Origin of the sequence: Bradyrhizobium genosp. SA-4 str. CB756 (genome assembly GCF_000473125.1) — a bacterium.
Lineage (GTDB): Bacteria > Pseudomonadota > Alphaproteobacteria > Rhizobiales > Xanthobacteraceae > Bradyrhizobium > Bradyrhizobium arachidis.
Genome location: NZ_KI421499.1, coordinates 8,533,905 through 8,546,250, shown reverse-complemented (window position 1 = coordinate 8,546,250; position 12,346 = coordinate 8,533,905). Strand labels below are relative to the sequence as shown.

10 protein-coding genes and 1 tRNA gene are annotated in these 12,346 nt (G+C 62.8%); 4 read left to right on the top strand and 7 right to left on the bottom strand.

Annotation, left to right across the window (positions count from 1 at the left end; genetic code table 11):
* The 3 genes from BRAGE_RS0141240 to BRAGE_RS0141230 form a co-directional block, all read right to left on the bottom strand.
* The gene (locus BRAGE_RS0141240) at positions 1 to 1,140 is read right to left on the bottom strand and encodes an amidohydrolase/deacetylase family metallohydrolase (RefSeq protein WP_027564182.1); all 1,140 of its coding nucleotides are present in this window, start codon (positions 1,138 to 1,140) and stop codon (positions 1 to 3) included.
* 187 nt (positions 1,141 to 1,327) lie between these two features.
* A complete protein-coding gene (locus BRAGE_RS0141235) occupies positions 1,328 to 2,788 on the bottom strand; it encodes a catalase (RefSeq protein WP_027564181.1) in 1,461 nt (486 codons plus the stop codon).
* Between the two features lie 115 nt (positions 2,789 to 2,903).
* A complete protein-coding gene (locus tag BRAGE_RS0141230) occupies positions 2,904 to 3,545 on the bottom strand; it encodes an HD domain-containing protein (RefSeq protein ID WP_027564180.1) in 642 nt (213 codons plus the stop codon).
* 105 nt (positions 3,546 to 3,650) lie between these two features.
* On the opposite strand from BRAGE_RS0141230, the gene BRAGE_RS0141225 reads away from it, so the two are divergent.
* The gene (locus BRAGE_RS0141225; RefSeq protein ID WP_027564179.1) at positions 3,651 to 4,634 is read left to right on the top strand and encodes a GlxA family transcriptional regulator; all 984 of its coding nucleotides are present in this window, start codon (positions 3,651 to 3,653) and stop codon (positions 4,632 to 4,634) included.
* A gap of 58 nt (positions 4,635 to 4,692) precedes the next feature.
* On the opposite strand, the gene BRAGE_RS0141220 is transcribed toward BRAGE_RS0141225, so the two are convergent.
* Positions 4,693 to 4,769, bottom strand: a tRNA-Arg gene (locus tag BRAGE_RS0141220).
* Positions 4,770 to 4,999: 230 nt separating this feature from the next.
* The gene (locus tag BRAGE_RS51020; protein WP_027564178.1) at positions 5,000 to 5,398 is read right to left on the bottom strand and encodes a hypothetical protein; all 399 of its coding nucleotides are present in this window, start codon (positions 5,396 to 5,398) and stop codon (positions 5,000 to 5,002) included.
* Positions 5,399 to 5,856: 458 nt separating this feature from the next.
* Here BRAGE_RS51020 and BRAGE_RS0141210 point away from each other — a divergent pair, with 458 nt between their 5' ends.
* Positions 5,857 to 7,386 carry a peroxidase family protein gene (locus BRAGE_RS0141210; RefSeq protein WP_159073974.1) on the top strand — a complete coding sequence of 510 codons (1,530 nt, stop codon included), beginning with the start codon at positions 5,857 to 5,859 and terminating at the stop codon, positions 7,384 to 7,386.
* Positions 7,387 to 7,415: 29 nt separating this feature from the next.
* Entirely contained in the window at positions 7,416 to 7,916 is a 501-nt protein-coding gene (locus BRAGE_RS0141205) for a hypothetical protein (RefSeq protein ID WP_027564176.1), read from the top strand.
* 9 nt (positions 7,917 to 7,925) lie between these two features.
* Here BRAGE_RS0141205 and BRAGE_RS0141200 read toward each other — a convergent pair whose 3' ends face one another.
* Both BRAGE_RS0141200 and BRAGE_RS0141195 read right to left on the bottom strand, forming a co-directional pair.
* Complete coding sequence (locus BRAGE_RS0141200) at positions 7,926 to 9,965, bottom strand: BTAD domain-containing putative transcriptional regulator (RefSeq protein ID WP_159073973.1); 2,040 nt, start codon at positions 9,963 to 9,965, stop codon at positions 7,926 to 7,928.
* Between the two features lie 94 nt (positions 9,966 to 10,059).
* The gene (locus BRAGE_RS0141195; protein ID WP_245161749.1) at positions 10,060 to 11,103 is read right to left on the bottom strand and encodes a YcaO-like family protein; all 1,044 of its coding nucleotides are present in this window, start codon (positions 11,101 to 11,103) and stop codon (positions 10,060 to 10,062) included.
* A gap of 487 nt (positions 11,104 to 11,590) precedes the next feature.
* Here BRAGE_RS0141195 and BRAGE_RS51015 point away from each other — a divergent pair, with 487 nt between their 5' ends.
* Positions 11,591 to 12,325, top strand: coding sequence for an adenylate/guanylate cyclase domain-containing protein (locus BRAGE_RS51015; protein WP_051378292.1), 735 nt, complete (start codon positions 11,591 to 11,593; stop codon positions 12,323 to 12,325).
* Positions 12,326 to 12,346: the final 21 nt, after the last annotated feature.

The window sequence follows — 12,346 nt, the reverse complement described above, 5'->3', positions numbered from 1 at the left end:
TCAGTTCGGGTGCCACCAGCGGCCGCCGATGACGACGCCTTCCGAGACGATCTTGCGGTCGCCGATCAGATGCTCGCCGACGACGTCCTCATAGTCGAACTGGCCCTGCCTGACCGAAATTAGCGTGGCGTCGCCGACGCTGCCCGGCTTGAGGCTGCCGAGCTCGGGCCGCCGCAACGCCATCGCCGCATTCACCGTCGAGGCCGCGACCACGTCCGACAGCTCCATGCCCATGCACAGGAATTTCGACATGGTCGTCACCTGGTCGAAGGCGGGGCCGCCGATGCAGAGCTGATGGATGTCTGAGGAGATCGTGTCCGGATAGAAGCCGTTGGCAAGCATGGCGCGCGCGGTCTTGAACGCGAACGAGCCCTTGCCGTGACCGATGTCGAACAGCACGCCGCGCTCGCGCGCGTCCAGCACCGCCTTCTTCACCGTGCCCTGCGCCGTCGCGGGCGTATTGGGGAACGGACGGAACGCGTGGGTCAGCACGTCGCCGGGACGCAGGCGGGCGAGCACGTCCTCATAGCTCGGCGGCGGATGGTCGATATGCGCCATCAGCGGCATGCCGACCTCGTTGGCGACCTCCAGCGCGATGTCGAGCGGCACCGCGCCTGACGTGCCTGAGGAATGCAGGCCGACCCGGACCTTGATGCCGACGATGAGATCGCGGTTGGCATCGGCGACCTTGGCCGCCTCGATCGGATTCATCAGCCGCAGCTCCTCGCTCTCGCCCACCATGATCCGGTGCGAGAAGCCGAAGATGCCGGCATGGGAGACGTGCAGATAAGCGAGGATGCGGACCTGGCTCGGCTCGATCACATGCTTGCGGAAGCCTGCGAAATTGCCCGGCCCGGCGCTGCCGGTGTCCACCGCCGTGGTTACGCCGGAGAGGCGGCAAAATTCCTCGGCATCGATGCCGAGCGAGGTGCCGCCCCAATAGACATGGGTGTGGAGATCGATCAGTCCCGGCGTGACGATGAACCGCGAGACGTCGCGCACATCGGTGCCAGGATCCGCCTTGAGCCCGCTGCCGATCGCGGCGACCTTGCCGCCCGAAAATGCGACATCCGTCACGGCGTCAAGCTTTTGGGAAGGGTCGATCACCCGCCCACCGCGCAGGATCAGGTCGAAAGGCATTCTGGTCTCCGGATGTAGCAGTGAGGCGGCTGACCATCCGTCAGCCGAAAAGGAAGGAAGACCCGACTTCTAGCAATTTTTGCGCCGGAGTCCTTGGCAAACGGAGACGATGCCCATGACAAAATGGCGATCCCGAGAAGAGCTGCGGCATCGGACGCCGTTTCTCCCCGGGATCGCCTCGATACGGCTATTCGGAGCGGACCGTGGCGAGGCGCTCCAGCGCCTTGCGGACACCGGCGCCGTAGGCCGGATCGGCCTTGGTGCAGTTCGCGATATGCCGCTCCTGGATGTGGACCGCGGCACCGCCGACGGCGCGTGCCGTGTTGTCGAACAGGACCTGCCGCTGCGTCGCGTTCATCTTGCGGAACAGATCGCCGGGCTGCTGATAGTGGTCGTCATCGACGCGGTGATCCCAATGGGCGGCCGCGCCGTCGATCTCCAGCGGCGGCTCGTTGAGATCGGGCTGGTCGGTCCATTCGCCATGGCTGTTCGGGAAATAGGTCGGCGTCCGCCCGAGATTGCCGTCCGTCCGCATGGCGCCATCGCGGTGGTAGCTGTGATACGGACATTTCGGGGCATTGACCGGAATGAGGTGATGGTTGACGCCGAGCCGATAGCGCGCCGCATCGCCATAAGAGAACAGGCGCGCCTGCAGCATCTTGTCAGGCGAGAAGCTGATGCCGGGCACGACATGGGCGGGCGAGAACGAGACCTGCTCGACCTCGGCGAAGACGTTCTCCGGATTGCGGTTCAACTCGAAATAGCCGACCTCGATCAGTGGAAAGCTCGCCTTGGGCCAGACCTTGGTCAGGTCGAACGGGTTGAACGGAAACGCCAGGGCTTCCTTGTCGGTCATAACCTGGACGAACAGGGTCCAGCGCGGGAATTCGCCGCGGTCGATGCTGCCGAACAAATCGCGTTGATGCGACTCGCGGTCCTTGCCGACCAGCGTCTCGGCCTCGGCGTCCGTCAGGTTCGCGATGCCCTGCTGGGTGCGGAAGTGAAACTTGACCCAGGTCCGTTCGTTGGCAGCGTTGATGAAGCTGTAGGTGTGGCTGCCAAAGCCATGCATGTGGCGATAGCTCTTCGGAATGCCGCGCTCGCTCATGACGATGGTAACCTGATGCAGCGCCTCCGGCAGCAGCGTCCAGAAATCCCAATTGTTGTCGGCGCTCCGCATGCCGGTGCGCGGGTCGCGCTTGATCGCGTGATTGAGGTCGGGGAAGCGCAGGGGATCGCGGAAGAAGAACACCGGGGTGTTGTTGCCCACCATGTCCCAATTGCCTTCCTCGGTGTAGAATTTTAGCGCAAAGCCGCGGATGTCGCGCTCGGCGTCGGCCGCACCGCGCTCGCCGGCCACGGTCGAGAACCTTGCGAACATCGGCGTCTGCTTGCCGATTTGCGAGAAGATCTTCGCCTTGGTGTAGCGAGTGATGTCATGGGTCACCGTGAAGGTGCCGAAGGCGCCGGAGCCCTTGGCATGCATCCGCCGCTCCGGAATCACCTCGCGATCGAAATGGGCCAGCTTCTCGATCAGCCAGACGTCCTGGAGAAGCGCGGGGCCGCGGCGGCCCGCGGTCATGATGTTCAGATTGTCGCTGACGGGCGCGCCCGTCGCATGGGTCAAACGTTTCGGTTCATCGGTCATGGGATGGTCCTGGATATGGGGCTATTGGCTATGGCTGCCCGCGCGCGAAGTCTCACGATCGCACGTGTTCACGCCTGTCGGTTTCGAGATCGCACCTTGGTTGCGGGAACGCTGGTCATCCGTGCCAGTGAGAGGCGCGGATGACGCTGCAGAAATTGCCGCGATGGAAATGCGGCTCCTTGTCGGCGATGACATCAGCCTTGACGTTGCCGAAAGTCGTATCCGGCCTGTGCTTGATGCCGTCGTAGAACGCCTGGATGATGTCTTCCTTGAAGTACGGCGTTCGTGGAAACGCCTTCACCACCGCCTCGCGTTCCGCGTCGGAATAGTCCTTGTAGGTGAGGCCGAGGACATCCATCTCGACACCGGCGGTCACCAGCGCGACGACGGGATGCATGTGTTGCGGCACGCCCGGCGTGGTGTGCAGCGCGATCGCGGTCCAGACTGTGTAGGCGTCCGCTTCGGAGATGCCCTGGCTGCGCAGGAAGTTACGGGCGGCGTGCGCGCCGTCGACTTCGAACCGTTCATGCTTGCTGCCATGGCCCGGCATCAGCCCGATGTCGTGAAACATCGCGCCGGCATAGAGCAGCTCGCGGTCGAACTTGAGCCCGCGGCGGATGCCGGCCAGCGCGCCGAAATGATAGACGCGGCTGGAATGGTTGAAGAGCAGCTCCGTTTCGTTATCGCGGATGTACTCGGTGATGGCGCGCGCCAACCTGCTGTCGGGAATGGCGGCGGCCTCGGTGATCTCTTGCATGACGGTCTCCTGAAAATCTCGGGTCGCCGGCAACATAAATCTGGGCTATCCTGTCCTCAATCGACGTAATACGTCGAAAACGGACAAATGCCGACCGAGGCGGACATGAGCGCAAAGCCGAAACCGAGGACTGTCGTGATCGTGGCGCTGCCGGGCGTGCAGCTGCTCGACGTCGCGGGCCCTCTCGACGTTTTCGCCGAGGCGAATTTGCAGGCTGGCTATGAAGCCTATGCGCTGCTGGTCGCGGCAGCGGAGCCGGGCCCAGTCCACAGCTCCTCGGGGGTCCGGCTGATGCCTGACCGCATCATCGATCGCGGCTTCCAGGAGAGCATCGACACCTTGTTGATCGCGGGATGCCCGAACGCCGCCGATGTGCCGGCCGATGGCTTGGTGATCGATTGGCTTCGCCGGCGGGCGGCCAGGGTAAGGCGCTTCGGGTCGGTCTGCTCGGGCGCCTTCTTCCTTGCCGCAGCGGGCCTGCTCGATGGCAAACGAGTCACGACGCATTGGGCGGTGGCAGACCGGCTCGCCGAAAAATTCCCGTCGGTCAGAGTGGACAAGGACGCGATCTACGTCACCGACGGCAGGCTCCGCACCGCCGCCGGCGTCACCGCGGGACTCGATCTCGCACTCGCGCTTGTCGAGGAAGACCTCGGCCGCGAGATCGCGATGAAGGTTGCGAGCCAGCTCGTGATGTTCTTCAAGCGCCCGGGCGGGCAAATGCAATTCACCCGCAAGGGCGAGACAGTCCCCGCCGGTCGCGCCGCGCTGCAGGAGCTGCAGCGCTGGGTCGCCGCCAATCCCGGACTCGACCACAGCGTCGCGAGCCTCGCGGCGCGCATGGAATTAAGTCCGCGTCACTTCGCGCGGCTGTTCCGCGCCGAAGTCGGCATCACGCCCGCGACCTGGGTCGAGGAAGCCCGCGTCAACGCGGCGAGGCGCCTGCTGGAGCTCGGCAACGAAGCGCCCAAGCAGGTGGCCCTGCATTGCGGCTTTGCCGACGCGGACACCTTGCGCCGCGCATTCGCGCGCCATGTCGGCGTGACACCCGCCGAATACCGCAAGCGCTTTGCGCGGATCGTGGCTTGACGTGAGAACAGCCCGATCGCGGTAGCCGACAGACAAATGCGTTGGCGATCAGCGAGAATGGCGATCCCGGGATGACTCGAACATCCGACCTACGGTTTAGGAAACCGCCGCTCTATCCGGCTGAGCTACGGGACCGCGTTGAAGTTGTTGGCGAATTCTACGAGCATCAGATCTTGCTCCGAATTCGCCGCTTCACACGCCAATCTCTAATGAAAGAGCAGCCGCACATCAAGCGACCGCTTGCGGCAGCGAGGCCGGAACCATGCCGGACGCCGGCTGTCCGGAGCGTCTCGCCTGAAGCTGCCGCTTCGAGGCGACCTATCAGCGCACCCGCCCCGGTTGCCGGCCGGACTCGCCCCGTGCGGTCAATTTGAGCTTGACGCATCCTCGATTGCGTCAAAAATCCAACCGTGACATTGGCCGCTGTTGTTGTCCGTGCCAACCGCGCGCAGCTGGCGCTGTTGTCCTGGAGGCAGCTGCAATATTGCGACGGTGCCGAGCGCTGGAAAAAAAGCGCCGTCCCGAACGTGGGACGGCAGTTCAGGGAGGATCATGAAGAGTGACGTCTCTGGCAGGTCGATCGTGCGCTGCGCATAGACGCGGCTTCCGAGACTGCCATCCGCGCCAAGCGCGGTGATCATCAGAAGGTCGCCGCGCAACTCGACAAGAATGATCTCCTCGTGAGTTTTACTTGTCGGAACGTGCGGAGCGTCGCAGGTTGAGAAACGAAGTTTGTTCTTCATTCGGATTGAGAAGTCGACCATTCCGTTGCCCCGGCTGACTGGCTGGAATTGAAAGTGATTGCAGGGGCTGGCGGGTAAACTTTCCGGGCGATGTCCCGGTGCCGAAATATCTAGCTCTAGGTATCCCACCGTTGCCTCTTGGTGCTGTTGCATCCTGTTGGCCGGAATAAGGCTTGCGTGTGAGAGGATCGTGAAGGGCCTCATCGCGACAACGAAAGATCATTTCACGGTGAAATAACGGGACCTATCCTTAAGATCGGCGAGGTAGATGCGAGGACGCCATGGCATCACATGGGACCATTTCTTCTACGCAATTTCGCAGGACCGCTCATTTTCAGCCACGCTCAGGGGAGCCTGGGCAAGACCCCGGCGGCTTCTGCCACTTCATCTCGATGCCTACGGCGGACCAGCGCTTCACGCTTGGCGGCGAGCGATTTGACCCATCGGATCCCGACCAATGGGCGCGGGCCGAGAGCCTGATGAAAAGGCTCGCGCATCTGATCAGGTTCAATCCGGACGAGAATAAAACGAGGCCAAATCCCAACCTGCCGAGCGGCTACACCTACTTCCTGCAGATGGTCGCGCACGACCTCGTGCATAGTGCGATCTCGACCTCGCTCGGCGAGGGGCAGACGGCCGGGCTCAGCAACGTACGAAATGCCCCGTTACGCCTCGAGACCGTTTACGGCGGCGGACCGACCGAACGCCCGCACGCCTATGAGGCCGCCCCGGTCGCATTCCGCAGCAAGCTCCGGCTGGGCAATTCGCGGATCGACCGGGACGATCAGGACCATCGCGGCCCGAGAAAGGACATCGCGCGCGGCACGACGAGCAGTGCCGCCCAGCTTGCCCGAACGGCGAGCTATCCCGAAGCCCTGATCGCCGATCCGCGCAACGATTCCCATGCGATCATCTCGCAGATCGTGGTTCTCTTCCACGAACTGCACAATTGCATCGTGGATGAACTGGTGCGAGGGGGTAATCTGCTCCCCACGGCCAATCCGTTCGCTGACGCGCAACGACTGTTCACGACCGCACGGACTGCCTGCGTTCTGATCTACCGGAATCTGATCCGTCAGGACCTGCTTCCGCGCATTCTGCATCAGGACGTCTGGCAGGCTTACACCACCGATCAGAAACCGTCCTCCTCGCTCGACGGCGGCGAATGGCGGGCTCCACTCGAGTTCACCAACGGGTTCTTCCGTTTCGGCCATTCCATGATCCGGCCGATCTATCGCTTCAACGGCGGCCCGGGCAACGCCTTCACCATCGAGCAGATCCTGGCGCGCACCTCCGACAAGTCGCCCTCCGACGTTCCTCTGGAAACCGCATGGCTGGTGAATTGGGATCTGTTCTTCACCAGCGACCCCAATGCCGGAAACGTCAGCATCCGGATCGGCCCGTGGTCTCAAGTCGGAATCGGGGAGGAGGTCCCGGGCGAAGGCGATCTGATCGCGCGCGACCTCCTGAGCTCCATTGCGATCCAGCCCTGGTCGATCGGGCCTCTCGTCGACCGCCTCAGGACCACGCACGGATCGCTGCTCGACAAGTCTGAATTGCTGGCAGGAAATATCGGTTCGCGGCCATGGGCTGCGCGCATCTCCGAATGGTTGGCCAAGCGATCGGACGCGACCTTCGGCTCCTTCAACAAGCTCTCGGAGAAGGAAATCAAGACACTCGCGAACGATCCGCCGATCCCGCTGTTCGTCCGCTTCGAGGCAGGACTCGACTCCGGCAACCAGGGCGAACGGCTAGGTATCCTGGGCTCGATCGTCGTGGCCGACGTGATCTGCGGTGTCTTGCAGTCCGATCGGCTGCTGCCAGACAATCCCGCAGGCGGGTTGCAGAGCGAGCTCGCGTCCTTGTCGGCGGCAACGCTCGGCAAGGCCGGGAACGGTCAAGCCAACATCTTCGCGTTCCTGGCGGACATCGAGAGCCCCGGGCCAAAGATCAGCCTGACCACCGTTCGGCGGTTTCTCAACGACAGACAACGCGTCACCCAAGCATGACAACCATGTAGCGTGAAAGGAGAGAAGCGATGGCCTATCCGAGAATCAACGTCAGAAACATTCCAGGCAATCACGAGAATTGGGGCAAGCTGGTCAAGACCTGGTCCACCGGCAAGAACTACGTCCGCCATGTGATCACCGACAAGGATCCGTTTCCGGCTGACGTCGACCCCAAGAACGAATTTCCCAAGCCGAAGGACTTCCGCGAGTTCGTCGCGCAGGCCCAGGCTGCCGGTGTTCAGCTGTTCTTCGACGACGGCGAGCAAAATGCCGACGTCACGGGCAACGAAGGCCTGAAGCTCGAGATGATCGACGTTCCGCTAGATACGCACTACGTGAAGCTCCCGCACCGCGACAGGATCGCGGAGTCCGAAGCTCGGCAGTTGGCCGGCCCGCCCTATCCGTTGCCGCTCTTCTACGAGCGCATCCACGGGACAAAGCCGCTGCCTGGAGAGACGAGCAGCCCGAGCCAGAAGGCGAGGCTCCACGCCGAGCGGGTCGGCGAATACACCATCAATACCTGCGGCTGAGTACCGAGCTCACCACGGTCCGAACTCGATACCCTCGACGGGAGCGCCGGCCGCGGCAAGACCTACGGCCAGACGCTCCCAATCCGAGCGGATCGCGATCGGAAAGACGTGCAACAGCCAGCGCGTGATGCTCTCGCGCGTTGGTTTCTGCTGGCCGTGCCAATCTGCAGCAACCCGCTCCATCGCCATCGCCAGATCCGCCCTCGCCTCGTCGAGGCGACCGAGATGCGCCTTGGCCGCGCATTCCCATATGATGAAGGCTGGCGACATCCCGAGATCCTCGCGAGAGGCATCGCAACATCCCGCATAGTCGGAGCATAGAAACTTGATCGCGCCAGAATAGGCGATCTGCGGCGCCGTGGGGACCGGCGTGATCCGGAGCGATGTGGCCGAGAGCTTCGCTGCACGCTCGTATTCGCCGCAATACGCACAGATCTGGCCCGACGCCATCAAGGTCCAGGGATCATTTTCGTTCAGATCGACCGCAAGCGCCGCGTGCAGCGTCGATTCGTCCATGCGGCCGAGCAGCTGGTAGGTCCATGCCAGCGCCAGCTGCGCACGCGAATCCAGCGGATCGAGCTGGATCGCACGCTGCGCTATGCGCAGCGTCTCGGGATGCTTGGCCCGATCGCGAAATTGTCCTGGAAGCGCGATATGCGCGATGTTGCGATATTGGACGAGGCCGCTCAAGGCGGGAGAGAAATCCGGCGCATCGGCGAGCAGGCTCTCGATCAAGGCGGCGGCCGCCGGCCAGTCCTTTGAGGCCATTTGCAGCAGCAGGGCCTGGCCGCGCAACCATCGATCGTGGATCTCCAGCGTGATCTCGCCTCCGGCTGCAAGGCGCCGCAGCCGCTCGGCCGAGACATGGATGTTCAGCGCCATCGCGATCTGGCGGACGATCCGCTCCTGCGTTTCGAACCACTCGGTCAGCGTGATCGAATGGCGCTCGCTCCAGATGCAGACGGAATTGGCCGCATCGCGCAGGGTGACGACGAGCCGAACCGTGCCGTTCAACTCATAGGTACTGCCCTCGACGATGTATTCAGGCGGGGACGACCAAGTTCTCGGCTCCGATTCCCAGACCGGCGGCAATGTCCGCACCGACCATTCGCGAAAACGCGCGAGACAGGCAACGAACTCGTGGCGAAATCCGTCGACCAGGTGACGCATCCCCTCAGGCACGCCGCTCGCCTGGAACGCGCAGACGGATATGAGCAGTCGCTTCGGGGCGGGGGCCAGCATTTGCGACACTCCGTGCAGGCTCTGGGCAATCGCCGGGGCCTGCTGTTGCTCGCCTGGACTCGGCATCTGCTTGATGCGAACGATCAGCTCTTGAGTCTCCTTGGATGGCTCGATGTCGTAGTCGGCCTCCAGCAGGTCCCAGAGAGATTTATAGATCTTCAGGGCTCCGCCGACGTCGCCACGCGCCGCGCGCGTCCGAATGAGGTGCTGGCAGGCGATTTCGTGCGTTGGATCGAGGTTGAGCAGAGCCAAAGCCGCGTCACTTGCTTCACGAGAGTCCCCCTCGCGGGGCAACAAGCGCTCGAGCGCGAGCGTCAATCTGTCATGGAGCAGCTGGCGCTTGGTCAGCAGCCAGACCTGGAAGGCCGGATCGAGATTGTCGAGACCGGACAGCAGGGTCTCGGTGATGCGCTGGGTATCGAGCAGGCGCGGATGCACCGTGCCTTGCGCTGCAGCCGCAAGTACCTCGTCGACGTCGCAGCGGCGCCGGTCGCGGGAGAGCGCCAGGTTCTGCTTGTCGGCCCGGAATCCCTCAAAGCCGGCATTGTCGAAGGCAAGCCTGAGGTCATGGACGACCTGCCGCAACGAAGCCCGCGCATGTTCTTCGTCGCTCTCGCTCCATAAGAGCCCGACCAAGCGTTCGCGCGTATCCTGCGTGTTGTCTGAAAGAGCAAGATAGGCTGTCAGTGCCTTGGCCTTGCGCGTCGCGAGTGAAATCTCACGCTCGTTGACCTTGGCGGCGAAATCGCCAAGAAGGCGCAGGGCCAATTGACCGCTCGCCAGCGCTTCCTGAATCCCCGTTGCCACCTCTGAGGCTCCACCAATTGCCGGAGTCATGGTCAACCACGCTTACCCAATCTTACGAAACGCAACCGACAGGCGTCCAGCGATATCTTGGCTTCTAAAATAGCGGAATCTCCTGCCCGGCAAGAGCCGAGCTCCCGCGCACTTGGGAGAATCGCTTCGTCGAAACTGCTGCCGAAAAAGGTTGCAAATCAGGCGAAACGGCCCTTGCGACGGCAACGCCAAGCTCGTGCCGGGTATGATCGACAAGAAAGAGCCGGATACCTCGGTCCCGCAGATGGCTCACCAGCCCCTTTAGTCCGTCAGCCGCCGTCGGCAGGCTCGCAGCCTCCGCCGACATCGCCCGCGGTTGAAGCAATGCGCAATCCTCTGCCGCGAACGCTGCGCGACGCAGATGGCGACGATCCGCTTCATTGAGTGCGGCATCGCCACTCTCGGCCCGCTTGGCTGCCGCGACCGGTGCAGCCAGCTCCATCTGACACATCTCGAGCACCGCGGCCCTCGCCGCGTCGCTCGCGGCCAGCCTTGACGACAGTCCACATGCCATTTCCCGGCCGTCGCGCCCCAGAGATACGGCCGCAACGACGGGAACGCCGATGTCGGTCGTGATATCGAGCAACATGGTACGCCGCGTTGACTCGCCCTTGCGCAATCGCCCGATCAATTCAGCCCCGGCTTTGGTAACCGGATGCTCCAGCGCAAAGCCCTTCGGGCGATGGCCACCCAGCCACCACATCGCGGCCGCGTCACGCTCACAGAGCTCCAGAACCGCGCGAAGCGCGGCGGCTTCAAAGCTCGGTCCCGCAGCTGCACCCGACGACAATGCGACGACCGGATCGATCGCCCTTCGGTCCTGTGGGCGCCGCAAGCAGAGATCGGCCGGCAAAAGTCCGGCTTCTCCGGTTGCAGCGTCAACCGCGTTGACGCAGTCGATGGGTCGGTTCGCGCCTGACACGGCCTGGCCGACCCAGCCGTCGGAGACGAGGCGCGTTCGATCGCACGCAGCGACCGTTGCCGCGATGTCGCCCGGCCGTTCGAACTGGGAAAGATACTCGGCTGCCTCACCCAGACATGACACCAGCGCTGTCGCTTGCGTCTCGCCATTTCCTGTGACGCTTAGTCGCGCCCCCACGCCAGCCATCGCGCTCGGATCGGGGACGATGACGATCTCGCCGCCGATGCAGTGAAAGCCCGGGGCAAAGGGCGATGCGATCGAGAATGCGCGGCTCAGACGTCCCGTAAGCGCGACGAGCTCGGCCGATGCGAGACCAGCAATGCTGTCCAGCATGGCTTCAGATTGGGAACGCAAATCCAGGGCAGCGAGATTCATGAATCGATCCCGGCCAGTTTTCGGTCATTCGCACCGCCATACTAGCTTAAGACGCACGCAAGCCAAACAACCCGCCCAAGTGCGCGTGTCGTCATCGTATCCCACAACCTCAATTTGGCCGCTGAAAACAAGCGAGTTCGTCAAACCAGCGTGAAAAATCGTGCTGAATGGCAATTCTGACTGCTTCCCGGGATCACCCCGTCTCTCGTGACAGGTCACGCTGCAATGACGCCTGCCTGCTTAAGGTGCCTGCATCCGACGCAAACGATTGGTCGCAACACCAGTCAGGAGGCGCACCATGAAGTTGAGAATGTTGACAGAATCGCGCGTTGCGATGCCGGAGACACCGGACCGCCGCGCTCGACGAGATCTGCCGGCACTCGAACGCAGGTGGGGCGCGGTCCTCGCGGTCGACATCGTCGGCTATTCCAGGCTTACGATCCTGGACGCGGAATTGGCCTATTTTCTATACAAATCTCATCGACGTGAGCTGCTCGACCCGAAGCTTGGGGAGTACGGAGCTCGTTTCTTCAAATCGACCGGCGACGGAATCCTGGCTGAATTCGAGACCGCAATTGATGCGACCTGCTGTGCCGTCGACATCCAGAAGGGGATGATCGAGCGCGGCCGAGGTGCCGCCAAGGACAAGCAGATTATCTTTCGCATGGGCCTGAGTTGCGGACCAATCCTCGCCGACGTCGAGGATATCTATGGCCACGATGTCAATGTAGCGGCGCGTCTGCAAACGATCGCACCAGCAGGCGGGATCGCGATGACCGACGAAATCGCAACCCGCGTCGAGAGTGTGCTCGCCATGCAACTCGATGACGTCGGGGAGCAATATTTTCACAACATGGGACGCCCCGTGCGCGTCTTTCAATGTAGCTTCGATGATGATGCCATCGAGCCTCGAACGAGGACGAAGCAGTTGAAAGGATCTCAGCCGCTTCGGCGTTCGGTTCGGCGCGTCATGCGCTCCGCCCTCTCCGACAAGGAGAGCAACAGGAGCGGGCGGGTCATGCGACTGTCATAAAGACCGGCTGTGCGCATCCAT